The sequence below is a fragment of the Brevibacillus sp. FSL K6-6036 genome (genome assembly GCF_037964015.1).
GTDB lineage: Bacteria > Bacillota > Bacilli > Brevibacillales > Brevibacillaceae > Brevibacillus > Brevibacillus borstelensis.
The window spans coordinates 141,872-159,241 of the sequence record NZ_CP150173.1 but is presented as its reverse complement, the minus strand read 5'-3'; the positions used below and the strand labels follow the sequence as shown (position 1 = coordinate 159,241).

The window sequence follows — 17,370 nt, the reverse complement described above, 5'->3', positions numbered from 1 at the left end:
CACACCCCTTACATCATCCATGCATAATACAATGTTCCGGCCAATAGCAGCATGGATGCGACAAACAACCCGCCTATCCAGATGCCTGATGAACCGGACCCTGACGCCTTTTTTTGCTGAACTGCAGTCGTACGGCCTTGCACGATCGCCAGCATATCGCTTTTCATTTCTTCCGCTCCCGCGTACTGTCCGTGGAAAGCCTTGATGAGCGGAACCCGAAATGGGTAAAGGCTGTCGTTGTTCCGTATTATATCACAGAGCAGACTGGTTTGACGCGGCTCCGTTCGAGAACTCTTCCAAACTTCCGGGCTGCTTGCCAGACGGACGGTCATCACGGCCAGCGAGAAGAGATCATAGGCCGGCTCTGCGCGTCTGTCACCCGCATGCCAGGCAGCCCGGTCATACTCCTCCGTAAATTGCCTGACCGCACAGCCATGTTTCGTAACCCCTCCAAAATCGATCAGCCTCACTTGACTGTCTGCACGGGTTACAATCACGTTTTCCGGCTTCAAGTCGCCGAAAACCCATCCTCTTTGATGGAGGACGGCCAGTCTGGCCAAAAGCTGGATGATCAAAACCGGCACCCAATCCGTTCCCGTGCGCTGGACGAACTGATCCAGCTGCTCGCCATCGAGGTATTCCATCGCGTAAAAGGTGCATGACCGCCCGTCAATATAGAGGTCATCCACGTCGCAGAGGAGCGGAGCGACGGTTACCCGTGCATCCCGCCCCTGCTGAACGCTTTTTAGCGCATGGACTTCCATCAGAATATCCATGCCTTCCGCTCCGATTTTCACGGCTCGCCGAACCCCGTCCTGGGACACCAGATAGACCGCCCCGTTGGCACCACGCCCCAGCTCCCGCAGGACATGGTACGTTTTCTGATTCCATTTGCCGCGAAATTGGGGAGGCAGCTTGGGAATGGCGCGATTAAAAGACATGGTCTCTCAAACTGCCTTGGTCACCGTCTTCGAGCTCATTATGCCCGTAGCGATCGCGCAAGCCGGTTGGGAGCTTGACATGCTCAAACAGTGCAATCGCTTCGATAATCGCCGGTCCAGTCGGTGTAATCCCGCTCATCGTCAGTCCGGAAGTCAACTGATGAGCCTGATCCACCTCCTCAGTCCACGGGATGCGGACATCGAGGTGATTTTGTTTCCCAGGAAATGAACAAACAGCCATCCGGCTTTGTCCGCTTCTCGAACGAAGGCTGATGCTGAAGTCGTGGATGGCTTGCTGGACAGCAGCCAGCTTCGGCTTCATGCTTCCGGAGGCATCGACCAGCATCACTACATCGAGACGACTGCGTTCGCCCAGCTCGTCCACCATCCCGGCGACCTGGACTCTTTTCTCGGGAACCAATCCCTCCATGGCGGAATCGCCCAAAATCTCTTTCAATTCCTTGCTTACTACCTGGTGGATCGTCCGCGTCATAGCCTTGCGTGTCAACATCTGTACGGTTTGGGCCAACTGCTGGGGGTACACGATGTCAAACAGACCGCCGCCCGCTTCTGCTATTTCGCGAATTTCCTTCTCTCCCTGCTCGCCCATATCGCCTTTTTCAACCACGCCGATGACGTTTACCGTGATCCCCTGCTCCCTCGCCAGGGTCGCAGCCGCAACCGGACTAATGCCGGAGTTGGAGCAGCCGTCCGTCACCACCAAAATTTGTCGTAAGGTTGCTTCTTTCACTAGTCATCTCCCCATTCTGTCTTGCCTGTATTGGTAACCAGTATCGACAGTGCAAAGGGGAAACATACCAGAAGGATTGCCGCAGGCTTGTCAGAAGCCCGCTGCAACCCTTCTTTTATCCATCATTTTATCTATCGTTCACTTCATCGTCACAGCTTGCTGATCACATGCTCCTGGATATACGCCCGGATATCCTCTCCGCTCTCCAGTGCCAGCGCTTGCTTGGCGACGGCTACCATCTCAGATGCGTCCAATTGCTTCAGAAGATGGCGGGTGCGCAGAATGGAGGTCGCGCTCATGCTGAACTCGTCCAGGCCCAGGCCCAGCAGGATCGGTACCGCAAGCTCTTCTCCGGCCATTTCACCGCACATGCCTACCCATTTCCCTTCTTGATGAGCCGCTTTGATCACCTGGCGGATCAGTCTCAGGACAGCGGGATGAAAAGGATCGTACAAGTAGGAGACCTGCTCGTTCATCCGGTCGGCGGCCATCGTATACTGGATCAGATCGTTCGTGCCGATACTGAAGAAGTCGACCTCCTTGGCCAACTGGTCGGCGATCATGGCAGCCGCCGGAACCTCAATCATGATTCCCACTTCGAGATTCTCGTTAAACGGAATGTGGTTATTGCGCAAATCCGTTTTCACTTCGTCCAGCAACTGGTTTGCCCTGCGCAGTTCTCGCAGCGTCGCGATCATGGGGTACATGATTTTAATGCCCCCGTACGCACTCGCTCTGAGCAAGGCACGCAGCTGTGTCTTGAACAGCTCGGGACGGTCCAGACAAAGGCGGATGGCCCGATAGCCGAGAAACGGATTCAGCTCCTTTGGCATCTCCAAATAGGAAAGCTCCTTGTCCCCGCCAATATCCAGCGTCCTGATCACCACAGGCTTTTCTCCCATCGCCTGCGCAGCAGCTTTGTAAGCCTCAAACTGCTCCTCTTCTGTCGGAAACTGTGCTTTTCCCATGTACAAAAACTCGGTGCGGAACAACCCGATCGCCTCGGCTCCGTTTTGAAGCGCTTGCACGGCGTCCTGCGGATTGCCGATATTGGCAGCCAGTTCTACCCGCTTGCCGTCTTTCGTTATCGTCGCTTCCTTGACCAGACGGGCCCACTTCTCTTTTTGCTCAGCGTAGGCCTTTTGCTTTTCCTCATACGTACGGATGACTGTCTCATCCGGCTGGATAAACACTTTTCCCTCCAGCCCGTCGACGATCACCGTATCCCCGGTCTGAACCTGCTCCGTGATCGCAGACAGCCCGACTACGGCCGGGATTTCCATCGTGCGAGCCATAATTGCCGAGTGAGACGTACGGCCTCCGATATTGGTCAAAAAGCCTTTCACCTTGTCGCGGTCAAGCTGTGCCGTATCGGATGGGGTCAGATCATGCACGACGAGAACGATCGGGCCGTCCAGGCTTGTATCCAACTGTTCAGAGATGCCTAGCAGCTTTCTCAGTACACGCTGGCTTACATCGCGAAGATCGGCTGCCCGCTCCCGCATGTACTCGTTATCCATGCTTTCGAATAACACGACAAAGCTGTCGCGAACGTCTTCCACAGCGGCTTCCGCATTCAGCCCCTCGCTCGCAATTTTCGCCTCAATTGCACTGATGAAGTCGGGGTCCTGCAAAAACATCTGGTGGGCTTCAAAAATGGCCGCTTCTTTCTCCCCGATGTCCTTGCGCGTCTTTTCCTTGATCAGCTCTAATTCTTGATGAGCCTCCTGTATGCTCCGTTGAAACCGTTCCACTTCTGCAGCTCTCTGTTCTTCACCGATGGTCCGGCGTTCATAGCGGATTTCTTCGCTGCCTTTGACCACCGCACGTCCGATGACGATTCCCGGAGCTGCCGCAATGCCCTGGATAACCATGTGATCGCCCCTTACTTATTCATGGACCGCTTCGAGCAGGCCTCCCAATTCCTCCATGGCTTGCTGCTCCCCTTCGCCATTGATTTCGAGCGTAATCTCGTCGCCTTTTGCCGCACCAAGCGTCATCAGACCCATAATGCTTTTTCCGTTTACCTTTTTCGTCCCTTTGATCACATTGATCTCGCAGGCGTAGGCTGTCGCCTTTTGGACGAACAGGGACGCAGGACGGGCATGCAGCCCGGTCGGATTTTTAATAGTAAAAGTTTGAGTCAACATCGTGATTCACTCCTTGTCCAGTTATTTGACTGCTTCTTTTTTCAAAAGATTGATCATCAGTGCCGTTACAATCGTACCGACCACAATCGACACTACGTACATTCCGGCATTGCCGATAACGGGGAGAACGAATATGCCCCCATGCGGTGCCGGCAGCGTGCACCCGAAGAACATCGACAGACCGCCAGCCACAGCCGAACCGGCCATCGTCGACGGAATGACGCGCGTCGGATCAGCCGCGGCAAACGGGATCGCTCCTTCGGTAATGAAGGATGCCCCCAAAACGTATGCGGTTTTCCCTGCTTGTCGTTCTTCGGCAGTAAATTTCTTCTTAAACAGCGTGGTTGCCAACGCCAATCCAAGTGGCGGTGTCATCCCTGCTGCCATGATCGCCGCATGCGGACCGAAGTTTCCTTCGGCAATCATGGCGATCCCGAACGTAAACGCCGCTTTGTTAAACGGCCCGCCCATATCGAAGGCCATCATCGCTCCGAGGATAACCCCGAGGATAACCGCATTTCCCTGGTTCATGTTCTTCAGCCAGTCGCTAAGACCCGTATTGATTGCCGCCAAAGGCTCGGAGATGACGTAGACCATGACCAGACCCGTCAGCAGTATCCCGAGCAGCGGATAAATCAGCATCGGCTTTAGCCCTTCCAAGGACTGAGGAAGTCCTGCAAACAGCTTTTTCAATCCGAGCACGATATACCCGGCAAGAAAACCGGCGATCAGTCCGCCCAAAAATCCGGCGCCGCTGGCAGCCGCCAGCATCCCGCCTACCATACCCGGCGCAAAGCCCGGACGGTCGGCGATGCTCTTGGCGATAAATCCGGCCAGGACGGGAATCATCAGTGCAAACGCCGTCCCGCTGCCGATGTCCATCAAAGCCTTGGCGAATGGATGGAAGGTAGGATCGTTCGGGTCAGACGCCTTGATTCCAAACATGAAGCTCAGCGCGATAATGATCCCGCCACCCACGACAAATGGCAGCATGTTGGACACGCCATTCATCAGGTGCTTGTAAAATGCGAATTGCTTTGCTCCCTTTTCTTCAGTGGATTCGGCGGATTCGCCATTCTGACCGCTGTTGCCCTCGAAGGTCCTTCCTTCTTGTTTGACTGCCCGATTCAACAGGGCTTCCGGTTGCCGGATCCCTTCGGCTACCGGCACTTCAATCACCACTTTGCCTTTGAACCGTTCCATCTCGACTTGCTTGTCGGCCGCGACGATAACGGCAGCGGCGTCCCGAATATCCTCCGGTGTGAGCTTGTTTTTAACTCCACCCGAGCCATTCGTCTCGACTTTGATGGGTATCCCCAATTCTCCGGCCTTTTTCTTCAGGGCATCGGCAGCCATATACGTATGCGCGATTCCGGTCGGACACGCTGTCACTGCGACCACCTTTGGCCGTGCCGGGAGCGAATCCCCGGTTTCGCCAGCGGGGATAGCATCTGGCGAAGCCCCCGCTTCGGCGCTGTGCACCGCAGCGTTTTCTGCTCCGGCTTGCCCTGTTGTCTGGCTGCCCGTTGATTCGTCCGCTGTTGTTCCGTCTGACTCCTGCGCGCTGTTGATCTCCCGCTCCTTGACGGCGATGATCTCCAGCACCTCTTCCTTTGAACCGGCCGCCATCAGCCGCTTGCGGAGGTCTTCATCCATCAGCATCTGGGAGAGCAGAGCCAGCGTTTCCAGGTGGGCCTGGTTGGCATTCTCCGTTGCCGCAATCATGAAAAAAAGATGGGCTTTGGTTCCGTCAAATGACTGAAAGTCGATTCCCTGTTTGGAAAAGCCAAACGCGATGCTGGGCGTCTTCACAGCCGCTGTCTTTGCATGCGGTATGGCAATGCCTTCGCCGATACCTGTCGAGCTGAGCGCTTCTCGGGCGAGAATAGCTTCTTTCATCCCGTCCCTGCTGTTCAATCGCCCCGCCTCATCCAGCTTGGCGATCAGCTCGTCCAGGACTTCTTCTTTTGTTGAAGCCGCAAGCGATAGGATAATGGTATCTTCTTTGAGCAAATCCCCAATGCGAATCTGATCAGACATATGTGACCCCCCTTATCATTCCACTCTGCTGATGGTTATCTTCGGAGAAAACGCTTTGATTTTCTCGTGTGTGCAAAATCCTTCCGACAAGGCTGTGGCGCTCCCCGCCGCCACGGCGAAGCGGAATGCGTCTTCCAGCTCCATGCCCTTTTCGTATGCGTACAAAAAGCCGGCTACCACAGAATCTCCGGCACCGATGGAATTAACCGGGTCCTGCTTCGGGATACGGGCCGCAAAAGCCGCCTTGCTGTTGACAAAGACAGCGCCCTGTTCCGCCATCGAGACGATGACGTTCCGGGCTCCCGCCTCAAGCGCCTTTTTTCCGTAAAAAATGGCGTCAGCCGGCGACAAAATGTTCACCCCGAACAATTCGCCCAGCTCGTGATGATTTGGCTTGATCAAAAATGGCCGCTCCGCCAAGCCGTCTGCCAGCGCTTTTCCGCTCGCGTCCAGAAAAATGCGGACACCCTTTGGTACCAGACGCTTCATGATGGCTTGATAGATGTCATTCGGAACCCCGCGTGGCACGCTGCCGGCCAGAACCAGGCAGTCTTCATCCGTCAGTTGGTCAAGCCGGCCGTGCAGCTTGGCCAGCGCTTCTGCAGGAATTTCCGGCGGAACTCCGCTAATATCGGTCTCGACATGGGCCTTGATTTTGATGTTTAGCCGAGATTCCTGTTCGATTTTAATCAACTCGTGCCGGATACCGTCCCGCTCCAGTTGATCAGCGATAAACGCTCCTGCGAAGCCTCCTACAAACCCCAGGGCCGTACTGTCCATTTCCAGATTGCGAAGCACCTTGGACACGTTGATGCCCTTGCCTCCCGCAACCTTCCTGTCCTTTTGTGCCTTGTGAATCTGTCCCTCTTCCCAAGAGTCAATCCAGACGTGATAGTCGATCGAAGGATTCAAGGTCACTGTATAAATCATGCTTTCACCACTTTTAGTTGTGTCAGTTTTGCGTATTCCCGCTGTTCCTCATCGGGCAAACCGTCATCAGTAATGACGGTGACGCGATCCATGTCCCCGACTTTGGCAAAAGTCACGCGGGAAAACTTGTTTGAATCGCACAGAACAAAGCACTCGTCCGCGTAGTGAAGCGCCAACTGCTTGACATACGCTTCATCCGGGTCGGGAGTGGTCAGTCCGTGCTTTTTATCGATCCCGTTCATGCCTAGAAAGCATTTGTCGAAACGGTATTGGCTGATCGTATTGACGGCATCTCGGCCCACCAGCGACAATGTAGCCGCTTTCATTTCACCGCCGAGCAAAATGGTCTTGATCTTCCGCTGGCTCAGTTGCAGCGCGATGTCGATTCCGTTTGTCACCACGATAATATTTTCATGAGGAATAAAAGCGAGCATCTGGTAAGTCGTTGTTCCCGCATCAATAAAAATAGAATCGCCTTCCTCGATCAGGCTTGCGGCATATTTGGCGATGGCCACCTTTTCTTTCTCGTGCTTTACCGCTTTTTCTTGAATGGAGGGCTCTTCGATCTTGCTTTGCAGCAAAGCCGCGCCTCCATGGACGCGCTTCAACAGGCGCTGTTCCTCCAGGTCGCTGAGATCCCGCCTCACCGTAGACTCCGATGCGCCGGTCATCTCCACCAGCTCAAGAATGCGGACAACACCCTTTTCCTTGAGTGCCTTCAAAATCATTTCATGACGTTCCGGGGTTAGCATGACAACCTCCTTTCCTCCGTAGCAGAAAAGAAAAAGCATGATGCTGTTACATCTCGATTATAATCCAAAAAACGATCATAAACAATCACAATTAATCATTATCAATCAGAAAACACAACGAAATCTGTCATGTTCTTTCAAAACAAACCACAAAAAAGGCAGCTTGCTCGAATCAGCAGCTACCTTATCTATTCCCTAGAACTCCTTAACTCACAATTCTCGGCCGCTCCAGCTTGGGCATCCCGTGTACCTGGATCGACGACCATTGCGGGACAAATCTGTCAATTCTCGCCACCAGCACAGTCATATCGTCGACGATCTGGCCGGAGTGCTGCCGGATCACGCGCTCCAGCAGCAGATCGGCTACTTCCTGGGGATCATTCGTCTGAAATTCGGAAAGGATCCGCTTCATCCAGGCCTGGCGATTTTCGATATGCCGTGGTGCCTCATAGATTCCGTCTGACATCATGATCAAAAGGTCGCCCGGCTTCAAGGTGCGGGAGACGACATCGACCTCGATATCCTCCAGAATGCCGACCGGCAGGTTGTTGGCCGTTATCGTGATGACATCTGATCCGCGCTTGACGAAGCTCGGTGTCGATCCAATCTTTATGAATCGGGTATGAGCCGTTTGCAGGTCAATCAAAGCCAGGTCTACCGTTGCAAACATTTCATCCGTGGAGCGAAGCGCCAAAACGGAGTTGACAGTCTTGATCGACAGCTTTTCATCGATGCCTGAACGAAGCAGTTGTTGCAGCATGTCCAGAGCGGACTGACTCTCCAGAAACGCCCGCTCGCCATTGCCCATTCCGTCGCTGATCGCAAGCGCCATCTTGCCATTCCCCAAGTCCATCGTCCGAAAGCTGTCTCCGGATAGAAGCTTCCCGTCTTTTGCGGCTCCCGCGATGCCGATGTCGACCTCGAACGTTTTTGCCGAAGCGAGGCACATCGTGCAGCTGCCGTCCTTCTGCGCCTCACAGTGCCGCTCTTTCACCACGATGTTCTCGCCTAAAATTTCCGTCAGCATCGGTGCGACGATCTTGGCGCACTCGTCCCTTCCATAGCAGGTAGGCTGGCTGATCTCAATGTCAACCTTCCCTTCCTCCAAATTGTGGATCTCCACCCGCCGCACAGACAATCCCAATCCCTCCAGCGCCTGGGACACCTGTTTTTCCTGCAGGCTCAGCTCCATCCCTTCGCGCTGAATCTCACGGGCAAAATCGCTCATGACCCGCGATACTCCGGACAGTTGATCCGCCACCAGCTTGCGGCTTTCCTTCACTTGCTTTTTCAAAAGCTCAAACGCCAGCTGACGATCGTACTCCTGCTCCATGACGGTCATCACTTTTTCCGTTTTGACGCACTTTCTCTCCCAATCGCGCGGAGGGGTGACATGGGCGAGCGAGCCGGTCTCCTGCAGCTTGTCGATCATCCAGCGCATGCCTTGATAGATCGCCTCCGGATCCTTTTCCCAGCATTGCTCGCGCTTCCAGCATTTTTGGCAAGTAAACTCGGTCACCCGGCTCAAAAATGCATCGGCTTCTTCATCGCGTTCTTCCGTATCGGCGGCCGTCTGGGCAAAGCTGCGGGACAACTGGGTAAACAGCTCGGAGAACTGCTGGATCTTGCCAGCCGTCACATCGCGGACACGCCGCATGTACTCTTGATGGGATTGCAGATTTTCTGTTGTCCCCGGAATAAAGCGCGAGACGTTTTTCCATACGCTGGCCGGAGTCAGCAAGAACAAGATGATCGCAAGGCCGGTCTCAACCAGTGACAAATAGAGGGTTTCTTCCGCTCCGCCGTAAATGGCCAGGATGGCTGTACCGATCAATAATCCCGCAGATACGCCAACCTTGCCGCCTTCTTTCAACAGGCCCGCGAGCAGACCGGAAAAGGCGAGCAGATTGATTTGCATTAACGCGCCTACATTTGCCAGGCTGAGGATCAGGCCTGTTACCACCCCGACCGCGGCCCCGATCGTTCCTCCCCCGGCAAAAGCAAACAAGAGAAGCAAATACCGCGACAGGACGTGCTCCATGGAGAGGCCTTCAACTGTCCAGTTTACCGTGCCCGTCATCAATGAGGCGAGCAGGATCACCAGTGAGACGACCTCTTCGCTTTTCAGGGGCTCATACGGTTTTGCCAAATGGATGATGGACAAGGATTGGATAAAAATCAAGGTGAGGACAAAGCTCAGCACCGACTCTACCGCCACCATAACCAGCTTGTAGGTCGTTACCTGGTTGGTGATGGCGTCAAACAACAGGTGGCTGGCAAAAACCGTGATCAGGACAAACAGAGGAGTCCTGGAGAAGTCTTTGCGCCGCAGCCGCTCGCTCCATTTGCAAACAGCCAGTGCCAGCGCCACGCTCATGACGGCCTGCAAGCCCATCGGAACGGTATGGGTAAAGGCCCCGAAAACGAGAGCAACCCCACATGCGAGGATGCTATCCTTGCGTAGGTAGTACATGACCATAAAATACGGAACGATAAAGGGAGTCAATTCCTCCAGGATCAAAGCTCGTCCCAGTAAAAAACCCATCAGGAAGGGCAGCAGCTTCCATTTCTCGGCTGTTTCTGCAATGCGTTCTCCCCATGTTCCCGTTGCGGCATTCCATTGCTCCGAAACCCGCCTCGACCACATGTTGCCTGTACTGGTTACGTTTTTATTTATCATCATCTTGCTACACCACCCCGTTAACGTATTCAATGGTTCCCATTATACGGAGGCAGTGCTGTAAAATTTGTCAAAAAACCAAGGCGTATTCCTAAAATCGTGCGACAAAATCATTGACGCAATTGGCCCCATTAAACTTGGCTTCGACAAGCTTTTTGCCGAAGCCATGGGATGAATTGCTTTGGATAAAAAAAAGAACCGACGTTTTGGCGGTCTACGTCGGCTGACAGGTGATTCGCGCTTAGCGAAACGGGCTTGTCATTATAGATTCGTCATCGTTTTGAAATGCCCTTCCTCATTCTCTCGTCATTTTGCGCATTTTTGTAAATAAGAAAACTCGCAATACTCAGACATTATTGCAGGTCAACGGCCCCGCCCTCTCTTGTCCCTTTTCTTCCTGAGAGCTGTCTGACGGTCTTCACTTTCCTTGATAAACCTGTTGAGCTTGTCTTCAAATCCTTCTGCCCGATCACGCATATGTCGGGGAGACCTTTCTTTATCCTGCGCTTTTTTTATCGAAAGACCGATTTTTCCGTCACGGATATTCAGCACCTTGACGGTGACCTTGTCTCCAAGCTTGAGATGATCGTTAATGTCTTTTACGTAAGTGGACGCGATTTCACTGATGTGAACAAGCCCCGTTTCTCCACCGGGCAATTCTACGAAAGCACCGAATTTTGTGATGCCTGTCACTTTCCCTTCCAGTTTGCTCCCTACTTCGACTCCCATGGACGTGAAAGGCCTCCCTTTGGTGAAGATATCCCTGAACGTCTACTCCGGAATCACGTATATACTTTCGCCCGGCTTTGTATAAAAGAATTGCTTTCGTGCCAGCTCTGCGATGTAGTCCTGGTCGTATAGGCGGCTTGCCTTGTACGTCAGTTCCGCTTGCTCGGCCTGAACGGCGTTCATTTCCTGCTTGAGAGCTTCGAGTTCGGCTTTCTTTCCGGCCAGATCCTCGCTTTGCACATAAAGCGTATAGCCGGCCCAAACAAACAGGCAGAGGACGAAGAAGAGAACAAGGCGGATTCTCCGCTTTTGTCCCTTTCGATTATTCACTTGAGGGGGGGATACGGTTCGCATGTTTGCCACCTCGATTGCTGTTACTTCTGCTTCTTCCCGAATAACCATTTCTTCCAATGACTCCGAAACCCTGCCCATTTCCCGAATATATTTTTCCCCAATTGCTGACCCCATCTGGCAAAAGGAGACGTAAGCGTGCGAATGATCTTCCATCCATAGCCGAAAATGGTCGTCACAATTGTCAGCAGAAAAGTGACCAGCATGAAAACCAATTTATACAAAAGCAATACAGGGCGGACGATTAACGTATTGATTATTGCTACTATGGTTCGATATAACCACCGTATGAATTTTATCACGGCGTGAAGAAATTGCACATACTTCTTACTGCCTATGACAAAATACACCCATGCTCCGAGAAGCATGCCGATGAAGATGGGCAATCTGACAATCCCGTCATTTACCCGGACGAGGACCCAAAAGACGACACCCATGCTGCCTACCCAGAACAAAATGTCGAGAAAGAAGGTCACCCAAGCCGGAAGCCTGCCCTTTCCTGTGAATACGTGATACGTATCATACCCCATCCCCATTAAAGCCCCACAAACCGACATGGCCAGAACCGTTTGCAACTGAACCGCGATACTCACTTGAATAACTTCCCGAAGAATCCTCTCGACCGGTCTGTAGCCTGCCCTTGCTCCAGATAAGCCATTTCGTGTACCAAGCCCTCAATCGCCACTTCACCGGTCTCCAGGCTCAGGTTCTTCATATGCAGGTTCTGTCCACGTATGGTTAAAAAGCCGCCTTCCGTTTCCAAAAGAAACTCTTCACTATCAAAGCTCTCGACGTTCTTCACACCGGAAATCGCCAAACTTCGGCGATTGATCATTACGACTTCGTGACGTGGCCGCTTCACGTGGTCGTTCATCGTTTTCGCCCTCCTCACGGTACCTCGTTCTTGTACCATAAATATGGAGGGGGATGTCCTTTTAGAACAACAAGCCTTCACGATTGTCGAGCTTCTTTCCCGGGACAAGAAAAAAAGAGGGGTATCCTCCGGGCCTCTGCCGAAGGATACTCCCCTTCCAGATGATTGTATTGCTGCATGAAGAGCCGGTTGCATCGATGCGGCCCTGTCATGTTGGAGGTTTTATTTAAATACTGCGTAGCTGCCGTTGTTGTAGGAAATCTTGTACTGCAACTGATCCAGCACAAAACGGAGCGGAACGACTGGCACGTTGTTTCTCGCTTGCACCGCTACCGGCAAGGTAACGGCTTTTCCATTGACCGTCGCAACGTTGGAGCCTACCTTGAATTGAATCGTTTTGCCATTGCCCACGATCTTGGCGGTGGCATTGGTATACGTGGTCGAGACACCCAGACCGTCACGGAAGAACGGCGCCGGCATCAAGGTGTGGCCATTTACTGCAAATGGCGCTGCCGGCAGGGCAATTTTCTTGCCGTTTTTCATGAATGAACCGACGCTCGCCTGGAAGGTCACGGAATTCGGCGGTACGACATTTACCGGGCGGGCAAACAGCAGACCCGGCTCTTCGGAAGAATACACGCCAATGCTGTAGACTCCTCCTGCAGCCGGCGTGGCTATTCCGGCCGTCTCCAGCAGATTGATGTTCACGCCAGATCTCGCAGGGATGTCCTGCGACGGAACGATGATCAGGTTTTGCCCGCGAACGCCGACAAACGCTGCCGCTACGCCGTTAACCGTTACCGTCTGTGGAGCGATGTACGCCGGCACACGGAAACCGACCGGCAAGACGATCTCGACAAAATCCCTGTTCCTGACCAGCGGAACGCCGAGCGATCGGATCGCCACCTGCATGCCAGTGACCGCTTGCGGAGTCGTTTTGCTCAAGGTCAGCGTAGCTGTGCTGTTGTCGACTGGCACCGGCGTTACCGGATTCGTCGGATTTGTAGGATTTGTCGGATTGGTGATCGGAGCCCCGGAGATTTCAAAGCTTTCCGAGTAGTATTTTCTTCCGTCAACAGTCACGACAATCTCATAAGAGCCCGGCGTATTCGGGTTGCGCAGGAAAGCATCGTAGCCAAACTCGATATTCAGCTTGCTGCTGCTGCCAAAACCGCTTGGCGTACGGAACGATACCCGGCTGCCGTTGACGCCGAGCGACATGACCTCTGAGCCGTTTACTTTCACGTTCAGGTTGGACAAGACCGGCGGGACCATCTCTGCTCGAGGGAAGTCGACCGTAACGAGCGTATTGGCATACACCTTTTCGTTCAGGCTGACGTCAAAGCTGTAGCCGGTGCGCGCTCCTACTCCCTTGTCCGAAAGCTTAACATCAAACGCTTTCTTCTTGCCGCCCTTTACTTCAAAGGTTTTGGACTCATAATCCCTGTCGTTGTAAGAAACCTTGTACGTGTACTTGCTGCCTGCGGAGGACGGGTTTCTGATTTCAGCCGAAGAGGAAAACTCCAGCTTGATATAGTCGTCACCGTCTGCCCCTTTCGGTATCTCGATTCTGATCGAGTCGCTGTCAGTAATCCGTACGTCATCCGCCTTCGACCCGTTTACCTTCACATCGGAGTTGTCGATCTTTTTGGGCAGCATGTCCTTGTCGGGAAAATCGACGTAGATGTATTTGCCCTTTTTCAATTTGTCCGACTTGGACAGGCTGAATTTACCCAGCGTGATCGAAGTGGTTGCGCCTTCCTCGTAGTTGCCCTGGCTTACGTCAAAATCCTTGGAGCTGCCCTTGGAGGAAGAGCTTTTGCCGATCGTGATGTCTTCGTCGTCGTAGCTTTCCCGGTTTGTTTTGACCTTGATCGCATAATCGCCTTTTTTCGACGGGTTGACGACCCTGTCGATGTAGAGAATAAGCCCGGTGTCCGCTTTTATTTTTTCATCGACCGTTATTTTTATTTCTCTGGAACCTACGTCGACCTTATCGATGTCGACCTTGCTCTTGTCGTCATCCTTTAGGGTGACGTCGGATTCCCTCACTTTTTTCAGCGAGTACCCCGAAGGAAATGAAACGGTAATCGTGTCTCCTCTTTTCAAATCCTTCTCGATTTCAAATTCAATTGTATATTCGGTTTCTTCATCCGTATCTGTATTGTCGGCGGATACATCGTCCACGGACAGTGCATAAGCCGCCATCGGGCTCATGGCTAACGGTGCTGTCAATACCGTGGCTGCCATCAGCGCAGCCAGACCTTTTTTTGCGCTTTTGTGCATCACAAACGCCTCCTTTTCCATGCAACTCTCTCCATCATAGGAAAAGGCTAGGGAAAAATCGTTACAAACAGGTAACGATTTCTTAACCGGCGTCTCCTGTTCGCTTCCCGCAAGGTGCGGCATGGTGCGGTAAAAAAGCAGTATGCCCGATATGCCCATTGCCAGGCAGCGACATGGCCTCAGCACCAAAGTAAAGTAAAAAGACTGCACACTTTCGCAGTCTTTTCGTGATCCTGGCATTTGTGGGATCAGCTCTCGTTTCTGCTAGCCCATGCCCTTTAACCATGAGAGCAATGCCCAGCGCCTTTCTGTCCGTCTCTTGTACTTGGGCAACCCCCGGTATACGTCTACGGCTTCCCTGTATGCCTGCTTTGCCTTTTCCTTTTGCTTCAGGTCTTCGTAGAGCTTGCCGAGCTTGTAATACACCTCAGCCGATGACTTGTGCATGCCAGCCAGCTCTTCCAGATAGGAGAGCGCTTTTTCCGGCCGGTTCTCCTTGGCAAAAGCCTCCCCCAAACGCAAATACGGCTCGCCGTATTTTACCCGCGGATTCAGCTTTAGAGCTTGCAGCAGAGTCTCTTCCCCTTCCGCGATCCGTCCTGTTTTCAACAAGCACGCACCCCGCTCGCTGATGTACTCCGCCGACTCCTGCATCACTTGTGATATTTGATCCAGATAGTCCAGCGCCTCTTTGTACTCCCCTTTTTCCATCAAAAGGCGAGCTGCCTCCATCTTGGCAGATGAGTCATGCGGGTTCAGCTGGAGCGTCCGCTTGAGAGCTGCCAGGCGCCGATTCCGCCGAAACGGCTTGGTGACATCCGGAAAAAGCCGGACAAAGCGCATATCCAGTACATAGAGAACGATCAGGATGATCAGAATCGCCACGAACGGGTTTCCCGTTATCCACCACAGCAAAGAAAACAGCATCACTTTTCCCACGGTCTCATTCCTTTGCGTCTCAGATACTCTTTCTACCTACTAAACTATACGAAGTTTGCAAATAGGTTGTCAAATCATGGCAAAAAAGAGGACGACCTTCAGCCAGGTGTCCTCTTTTCCGATTCAAGAGAGCCGGGCTTTGGCCCGCTATCCCTTCAAATATTCGTTTTCTTCTTTTTCGTCACGCGGCACCGGTACTTCGCCGATTACGGAGTAGAGCGTAGCCGCCTCTTCCTTCCGCGGATTTTCCTTGATGTCTTCCACCTTTACCACCACGATCTTCTGTCCGAAGCGGATAGCCAGCTTGTCGCCGATTTTTACCGAGCTGGATGCCTTGGCCGGGCGGTCATTGATCTCCACACGCCCCTGGTCGCACACGTCTTTAGCCAGTGTCCGCCGTTTGATCAATCTCGATACCTTGAGGTATTTGTCCAGTCTCATTTCTATTTCTCCCCTCGTCCCATGCGTTTTGCTTCCTCCCACCACTTATCCATCTCTTCGAGGCTGGTGTCGTCGAAGCTGCGTCCCGCTTCTTGCAGCTTTTTCTCGATGTAGGCAAAACGGCTGGTAAATTTCCGGTTGGTCAGGGCCAGCGCTTCTTCCGGATCAAGCCCGAGGAAACGGGCCAGATTGACGACCGCAAACAACAGATCGCCCAGTTCACCGGCGCGCTCTTCTTCCGGCGCTGTCCGCAGCTCCTGATATTCCTCTTCGATCTTTTTGTACACATCAGCGATATCGTCCCAATCAAAGCCGACGTGGGCTGCTTTTTTCTGCAGCTTGTAGGCGTACATCAGGGCAGGCAAATCACGGGGGATACCAGCCAGCTTGGACTGTCGGTCCGGATCGATCCCTTTTGCCGCTTTTTCCTGTGCCTTGATTTCCTGCCAGTTGGCCAACGCCTCTCCGGCATCATCGGCGCTCTTGTCGCCAAAGACGTGCGGATGGCGGCGAATCAGCTTCTGGTTTAGGCCGGCCACGACGTCATCTACCGTGAAATCCCCCTCTTCGGCAGCCATCTGCGAATGGAGCATGATTTGCATCAAAAGGTCGCCCAGCTCCTCGCACATGGCGTCCGGATCTCCATCGTCAATCGTTTCCAAGACCTCGTAAGTCTCTTCGATCAAATTCTTGCGGATACTCTGGTGGGTCTGCTCCCGATCCCAAGGGCAGCCCTCTGGACTGCGCAGCGTGGCGACAATGTCCTTGAGGAAAGAGAATTGCCGGGACAATACAGCTTCATCCTTGGCCTGCGGTACGTAGACCAGCGTCAAATTGCCGAAGTGATCGAGCCGGTCGAGCTCGTACAGCGGCACCGTATCGATCCGCTCCATATCTTTGACGCCTACGGCCGTCGCTACCGTGACCGGATACTCGTCCGGCAGTACCTCCATCAGCGTAAGCTTGACCTCGGAGGCAACCAGCTTATCGTACACCTGTGCAATGATCGTATGTAAGCCGGGGTGCACCTGACCGGCTTGCAGAGCCGTACCATCCAGCAGGGCAAATCCCTCGATCGGATCGATGCGCAGCCGAGCGAATAGCGGGTCCAGAAAGCTCTGTCCGCCCCCAATTTCGATTTGAACGCCGCGGCCAGGCCCCTCTTCCAGCAGCAGTTGAACTGTCCGCTCCGCGACCAGCGGATGCCCGGGAACCGCATACACGATCTCTTTCTCCTCGACTGCTTTGGCCAGCAGTGTTTCTGCAATCTCTGCATATACCTGGTCAAAGCTGCCGTGCCGCTCGTATATATCGTCAAATGCAGTGTACGCAACCTCCCCCGCCAGCTGCGCTAAAACAGGATGCTCACTGGTCCGTACATACAGGTGGCCGGCTTCTTTGAGAGTGCGATACAGACCGTACGGCAGCTGGTCGAGATCGCCTGCGCCAAGGCCAACAACGTTAATCGTACCTTTTGGATTCATAAAGGCGCGTAGCCTCCTTCTT

The 17,370-nt window shown here is 53.4% G+C and carries 16 protein-coding genes; all 16 read right to left on the bottom strand.

What is annotated here, in order from left to right; all coding sequences use genetic code 11:
- Positions 1 to 8: 8 nt before the first annotated feature.
- Complete coding sequence (locus tag NST37_RS00925; RefSeq protein ID WP_003390254.1) at positions 9 to 941, bottom strand: serine/threonine protein kinase; 933 nt, start codon at positions 939 to 941, stop codon at positions 9 to 11.
- Positions 931 to 1,692 carry a VWA domain-containing protein gene (locus tag NST37_RS00920; RefSeq protein ID WP_251237975.1) on the bottom strand — a complete coding sequence of 254 codons (762 nt, stop codon included), beginning with the start codon at positions 1,690 to 1,692 and terminating at the stop codon, positions 931 to 933. The genes NST37_RS00925 and NST37_RS00920 overlap by 11 nt, the downstream gene beginning before the upstream one ends.
- A gap of 149 nt (positions 1,693 to 1,841) precedes the next feature.
- Positions 1,842 to 3,566: a phosphoenolpyruvate--protein phosphotransferase gene (gene ptsP, locus NST37_RS00915; protein WP_339186103.1), complete on the bottom strand. Its 1,725-nt coding sequence runs from the start codon at positions 3,564 to 3,566 to the stop codon at positions 1,842 to 1,844.
- Positions 3,567 to 3,581: 15 nt separating this feature from the next.
- Positions 3,582 to 3,842: an HPr family phosphocarrier protein gene (locus NST37_RS00910; protein WP_003390251.1), complete on the bottom strand. Its 261-nt coding sequence runs from the start codon at positions 3,840 to 3,842 to the stop codon at positions 3,582 to 3,584.
- A gap of 21 nt (positions 3,843 to 3,863) precedes the next feature.
- Positions 3,864 to 5,882 carry a PTS fructose transporter subunit IIABC gene (locus tag NST37_RS00905; RefSeq protein WP_003390250.1) on the bottom strand — a complete coding sequence of 673 codons (2,019 nt, stop codon included), beginning with the start codon at positions 5,880 to 5,882 and terminating at the stop codon, positions 3,864 to 3,866.
- Between the two features lie 15 nt (positions 5,883 to 5,897).
- On the bottom strand, positions 5,898 to 6,812 hold the full coding sequence (gene pfkB, locus NST37_RS00900) for a 1-phosphofructokinase (protein WP_003390248.1): 915 nt from the start codon (positions 6,810 to 6,812) through the stop codon (positions 5,898 to 5,900).
- Positions 6,809 to 7,564: a DeoR/GlpR family DNA-binding transcription regulator gene (locus NST37_RS00895; protein WP_024983368.1), complete on the bottom strand. Its 756-nt coding sequence runs from the start codon at positions 7,562 to 7,564 to the stop codon at positions 6,809 to 6,811. The genes pfkB and NST37_RS00895 overlap by 4 nt, the downstream gene beginning before the upstream one ends.
- 205 nt (positions 7,565 to 7,769) lie before the next feature.
- A complete protein-coding gene (gene spoIIE, locus NST37_RS00890; protein ID WP_003390246.1) occupies positions 7,770 to 10,247 on the bottom strand; it encodes a stage II sporulation protein E in 2,478 nt (825 codons plus the stop codon).
- Between the two features lie 360 nt (positions 10,248 to 10,607).
- Positions 10,608 to 10,973, bottom strand: coding sequence for a S1 RNA-binding domain-containing protein (locus NST37_RS00885; RefSeq protein WP_003390245.1), 366 nt, complete (start codon positions 10,971 to 10,973; stop codon positions 10,608 to 10,610).
- 42 nt (positions 10,974 to 11,015) lie between these two features.
- Positions 11,016 to 11,327, bottom strand: coding sequence for a septum formation initiator family protein (locus NST37_RS00880; protein ID WP_024983369.1), 312 nt, complete (start codon positions 11,325 to 11,327; stop codon positions 11,016 to 11,018).
- Positions 11,328 to 11,347: 20 nt separating this feature from the next.
- Positions 11,348 to 11,917, bottom strand: coding sequence for a spore cortex biosynthesis protein YabQ (gene yabQ / locus NST37_RS00875; protein ID WP_003390243.1), 570 nt, complete (start codon positions 11,915 to 11,917; stop codon positions 11,348 to 11,350).
- Positions 11,914 to 12,198: a sporulation protein YabP gene (gene yabP / locus NST37_RS00870; protein ID WP_003390242.1), complete on the bottom strand. Its 285-nt coding sequence runs from the start codon at positions 12,196 to 12,198 to the stop codon at positions 11,914 to 11,916. Before yabP ends, yabQ begins: the two co-directional genes overlap by 4 nt.
- A 222-nt stretch (positions 12,199 to 12,420) precedes the next feature.
- On the bottom strand, positions 12,421 to 14,484 hold the full coding sequence (locus tag NST37_RS00865; RefSeq protein WP_024983370.1) for a copper amine oxidase N-terminal domain-containing protein: 2,064 nt from the start codon (positions 14,482 to 14,484) through the stop codon (positions 12,421 to 12,423).
- 264 nt (positions 14,485 to 14,748) lie between these two features.
- Entirely contained in the window at positions 14,749 to 15,423 is a 675-nt protein-coding gene (locus NST37_RS00860; RefSeq protein WP_003390240.1) for a tetratricopeptide repeat protein, read from the bottom strand.
- A gap of 147 nt (positions 15,424 to 15,570) precedes the next feature.
- On the bottom strand, positions 15,571 to 15,864 hold the full coding sequence (locus tag NST37_RS00855) for an RNA-binding S4 domain-containing protein (RefSeq protein ID WP_003390239.1): 294 nt from the start codon (positions 15,862 to 15,864) through the stop codon (positions 15,571 to 15,573).
- A 2-nt stretch (positions 15,865 to 15,866) separates the two neighbouring features.
- Positions 15,867 to 17,348 (bottom strand): nucleoside triphosphate pyrophosphohydrolase, encoded by a 1,482-nt coding sequence (gene mazG / locus NST37_RS00850; RefSeq protein ID WP_339186101.1) that lies wholly within the window; start codon positions 17,346 to 17,348, stop codon positions 15,867 to 15,869.
- Positions 17,349 to 17,370 lie beyond the last annotated feature (22 nt).

Excerpts from the sequence above, each read along its gene's own strand:
- NST37_RS00895 (WP_024983368.1), bottom strand. The coding sequence starts at position 7,564 with ATGCTAACCCCGGAACGTCATGAAATGATTTTGAAGGCACTCAAGGAA.
- NST37_RS00855 (WP_003390239.1), bottom strand. The coding sequence starts at position 15,864 with ATGAGACTGGACAAATACCTCAAGGTATCGAGATTGATCAAACGGCGG.
- NST37_RS00880 (WP_024983369.1), bottom strand. The coding sequence starts at position 11,327 with ATGCGAACCGTATCCCCCCCTCAAGTGAATAATCGAAAGGGACAAAAG.
- NST37_RS00905 (WP_003390250.1), bottom strand. The coding sequence starts at position 5,882 with ATGTCTGATCAGATTCGCATTGGGGATTTGCTCAAAGAAGATACCATT.
- NST37_RS00925 (WP_003390254.1), bottom strand. The coding sequence starts at position 941 with ATGTCTTTTAATCGCGCCATTCCCAAGCTGCCTCCCCAATTTCGCGGC.
- NST37_RS00885 (WP_003390245.1), bottom strand. The coding sequence starts at position 10,973 with ATGGGAGTCGAAGTAGGGAGCAAACTGGAAGGGAAAGTGACAGGCATC.
- ptsP (WP_339186103.1), bottom strand. The coding sequence starts at position 3,566 with ATGGTTATCCAGGGCATTGCGGCAGCTCCGGGAATCGTCATCGGACGT.
- pfkB (WP_003390248.1), bottom strand. The coding sequence starts at position 6,812 with ATGATTTATACAGTGACCTTGAATCCTTCGATCGACTATCACGTCTGG.
- yabP (WP_003390242.1), bottom strand. The coding sequence starts at position 12,198 with ATGAACGACCACGTGAAGCGGCCACGTCACGAAGTCGTAATGATCAAT.
- NST37_RS00865 (WP_024983370.1), bottom strand. The coding sequence starts at position 14,484 with ATGCACAAAAGCGCAAAAAAAGGTCTGGCTGCGCTGATGGCAGCCACG.
- spoIIE (WP_003390246.1), bottom strand. The coding sequence starts at position 10,247 with ATGATGATAAATAAAAACGTAACCAGTACAGGCAACATGTGGTCGAGG.
- NST37_RS00910 (WP_003390251.1), bottom strand. The coding sequence starts at position 3,842 with ATGTTGACTCAAACTTTTACTATTAAAAATCCGACCGGGCTGCATGCC.
- mazG (WP_339186101.1), bottom strand. The coding sequence starts at position 17,348 with ATGAATCCAAAAGGTACGATTAACGTTGTTGGCCTTGGCGCAGGCGAT.